Source organism: uncultured Mycobacterium sp. (genome assembly GCF_964249325.1).
In the GTDB taxonomy this organism is placed as follows: domain Bacteria; phylum Actinomycetota; class Actinomycetes; order Mycobacteriales; family Mycobacteriaceae; genus Mycobacterium.
On the sequence record NZ_CAXUCH010000340.1, the window covers coordinates 1 to 3,597 of the forward strand.

General features: G+C 63.9%; 2 protein-coding genes. One reads left to right on the top strand and one right to left on the bottom strand.

Going from position 1 to position 3,597, the window contains the following annotated elements; translation table 11 throughout:
- Positions 1-321: 321 nt before the first annotated feature.
- The gene (locus ACFE99_RS24005) at positions 322-1,962 is read left to right on the top strand and encodes a GMC oxidoreductase (protein ID WP_375489233.1); all 1,641 of its coding nucleotides are present in this window, start codon (positions 322-324) and stop codon (positions 1,960-1,962) included.
- A 169-nt stretch (positions 1,963-2,131) separates the two neighbouring features.
- Here ACFE99_RS24005 and ACFE99_RS24010 read toward each other — a convergent pair whose 3' ends face one another.
- A complete protein-coding gene (locus tag ACFE99_RS24010) occupies positions 2,132-2,911 on the bottom strand; it encodes an SDR family NAD(P)-dependent oxidoreductase (protein ID WP_375489235.1) in 780 nt (259 codons plus the stop codon).
- Positions 2,912-3,597 lie beyond the last annotated feature (686 nt).

Genomic DNA, 3,597 nt, shown 5'->3' on the forward strand with positions numbered 1-3,597 from the left:
AATCCGCTCACTGCTCCACAGCGGCGCACTCCACACACTCGTCAATGCACTCTGAATTACGAAGAGCCTGATTTGGCCGTAGTCGCGAAAAGCCCCGGGTAAAACTGCGACAACTTGGCCGACTGGCTTCATGCGAGTCAAGAAGCGGTGGGTCGGCGCGGGTCCCTGCGGTTGGTTGCCACACACGGCACCGCACGTCATCGGACATCCACTGCGCCGTGGCCTCGGGGGAAACTGCGACCGGTTTGTGGCGGTCGATGATACGTTCGTGATTCGCCCTGACGGGCAGGTCTTGGGGGTCATCCGCTGAGGAGCTGGGTTTTGGCTGACGGCGCGCTGAACGGCCGCGAGGCGGAAGAGATTGTCTGGGACGTCATTGTCGTGGGCACCGGCATGGGCGGGGGGATGCTGGGCTACTCGCTGGCCCGGTCAGGCCGCCGTGTGCTCTTTGTTGAGAAGGGTCGCTCGACACTGCCCGGGGTGCCCGGCACGATTCGCGCGTCGATGCCCGAAGCGGAGGAGTCAATGGCCGGCCGTTCGGCAGAGGCCTACTACGACGCCTTGGCCCGGGCCGGCCGCTCAACCGACGAGGTCGAAGACATCAGCGGACGCTTCTCCCGGCGCTTTGTGCCACTCGTCGGCAGCGGAACGGGAGGGTCGTCTGCTATCTATGGCACGGTCTGTGAGCGATTTTTCGTTCGCGATTTCACTCCCCGGCAGAACTTCCGCCACCCCGGCAAGTCCACCGTGCCGGATGCCTGGCCGGTCACCTACGACCAGATGCGACCCTGGTATGCCGCCGCTGAGAAGCTGCTGGGGGTCTGCGGCCAGCCTGATCCGTTGCGCCCGGAGGCGGCCGAGGTCGGTCTGCCGGCGGCGCCGCCGTTTTCGGCAGGTAACCAGCGGCTGGTTGATTACCTGACAGACCGCGGTTTGCATCCCTACCACCTGCCGATGGCCTGCGATCACGTTGATGGTTGTGTCCCTTGTCAGGGGTATCTCTGTCACCGGTCGTGCAAAAGGGATGCCGCCCGCGATTGTCTGTTGCCCGCCGTTGCCGAGCACGGCGCACAGCTGCTGCCGGAATGTCAGGCCGTGCGGCTGGAGGCGGACCGCCGGCAGGTCCGGCAAGTGATCTGCGAGCATCGCTCCGGCAGGCTGGCGCTGAAGGCCAAGGTGGTGGTGGTGGCCGCCGGCGCGCTGATCACCCCGGTGCTGTTGCTCAATTCCCGTTCGGGTGATTGGCCGCGCGGATTAGCCAACAGCTCGGACTGGGTGGGGCGCAACCTGATGCGTCACCTCGCTGACTGGATCAAGATCTGGCCGCAACCCGGCCTCGAGATCACCGCGCAAAATAAGGAGATCGGGCTGAACGATTTCTATTTCTGGGAGGGACAGAAATACGGCACCGTGCAGTCATTCGGCCCGATGCCGCCTCTGGAGTATCTGACCAACCGCCCGGGTCGGTGGCCGAACGCGCTGCGCTTGATAAGCCCGGCGGTGCGCCCGATCTACGAGCGGTTCGAAAACGGCGGACTGGCGCTGACGGCCTTCATGGAAGACCTGCCCTATCTAGACAACCGCGTCATGCCATCCGATCGGCCGAGTTCGGACGGCCGCCAGCGGCTCCGAATTCACTATCGTTGGCACCCCAGCGAGATCGAGCGCCGGGCGGTGTTTTTGCGGCAGGTGGAAGAGGTGCTGAAGCCGTTGCGCAAAACCACCTTTCGGACCGCTAAGAGCAATACAGAACTGGCCCATGTCTGCGGCACGTGCCGCTTCGGTACCGATCCCAAAACCAGCGTGCTGGACCCACAAAATCGGGCGCACGAGGTGGACAACCTCTACGTGGTGGACAGCTCGTTTTTTCCTTCCAGCGCGGCCTTGAATCCCGGCTTAACGGTCGCAGCCAACGCCTTGCGGGTGGCCGCGCACGTGAACGAGGTGCATTTCGCCACCTGACCAATTTGTTTAACAACGCACCCGAATGCGTGGATCGGGCGCCGGCCGAGTCCATGAGGGCAGTCGCCGTCCCGAACGGCGCGAGGATCAGACCGCCGACCGTATGAAGCGGTCGCGCACGCTGGGAGCGGGCGCACGGCCAGCTCCTGCGCGGCCGGTGGTTGTGAGCTCAGGTGCGGCCACGGTTCCGTCGAATCACGTTGCCGGTCCGCAGGATTGGATTTCGCGGCGTTATTCGCCCGGCGATGCCCAGCGCCTTGTTCTGTACCCCCGGAACGCTGATGACTTTGCCGCGGGCGATATCGGCCATGCTTTTCCGTATCACGTCGTCGACTTCAAGCCACCAGAACGACGGCACGGAACTCACGTCGATCCCCGCCCGGCGATGCCAGTCGGTGCGCGTCATCCCCGGGCACACGGCATGCACGCTGACGCCGGTTCCCTTCAGTCCGCCGGCCAAGCCCTCGGTGAACGACACCACCCACGCCTTCGACGCCGAGTACGCCGGGTACCCCTGGCCCGGTCTGAGCCCAGCAACGCTGGCGACGTTGATGACGGCGCCGTCGTGGGCGTTGAGCATGGGCGGTAGCGCGGCCCGCGTCAACTGCATCACCGCGGTCACGTTGATATCCAACTGGGCCTGCAGCAACTCGGGATCCGTCGTCCAGAATTTGCCCGATGTGCCGATGCCGGCGTTGTTCACCAGTACCCGCACCCCCGCGGTCAACCGGTCGGCAACCTTGGCGCGGTCCGCGGAGTCGGCCAGATCGGCGGGCATAACCTCGACACCGTGGCCGGCCTCGTTGCGCAGTTCGTCCGCCCGGTGCGCCAACCGGTCAGCATCGCGCGCGACCAGCACCAGGTCGTAGCCGTCAGCGGCGAAGTATCGCGCGAAGCCAGCGCCGATTCCTGATGTGGGCCCAGTTATCAGGGCGACAGGGCGCCGCATGGCGGACAGCGTAACAAAACTCGGACGCAGCAGATGAAGCTTGACGCCCCCGTTCCGATTGCACTGTCGGTGATGATTCAGCTTCGGTGCCGCGTCCTACGTGGGTGTTGGCCAGACGGTCTCTCGAAGCTGTGCCCGACCGATGCCGCTTACTTGGACGCTTTGAAGTTTGGGTTGTTCTAGCCACCGGCAGAAGAATTTCGTCTATTCCAGAGCTGTCATCGCCTAGTGGTATAAGGATGGACCTTAACTCTTGTTTCTCTTTGGGGGTCACAAATGCCTAATCTGCGAATGCTTCCGCCGCGTCAATTTCTGCTGAAGGCGCGGCGATTTCGACGACCAGCCCTGTCAGGCGAGGGACGTGCCGCCGAAAAACGCACGGGACCACCGGTTTAGCGGCGAGCCGCGGAGGGGCGTAATACGGCGCAGTCTTTCCCGCAGGCTCGAGTGGAGCCCTTCGCCTGGATCAACGAATTATCGCCGGCGTCAGGCATTGATCGAGCAGAAGAGCGGGAGTGGGTGGCGATTACCGCTCGTTTAAGGCAGGTGTATGACGGCTGACCTGACTCGGCGGTTGTTGTCGTTCGATTTGCTCGATGAGGATGAGCACGCCGATCTCGATGTGTGGGGTCATCGGGCGGTATTGACCGCGCCGGCGCGGCCGGCGGCGTCGATTCCGGTTTTGT

Coding starts and splice junctions, on each gene's coding strand:
- ACFE99_RS24010 (WP_375489235.1), bottom strand. CDS start 2,911: ATGCGGCGCCCTGTCGCCCTGATAACTGGGCCCACATCAGGAATCGGC.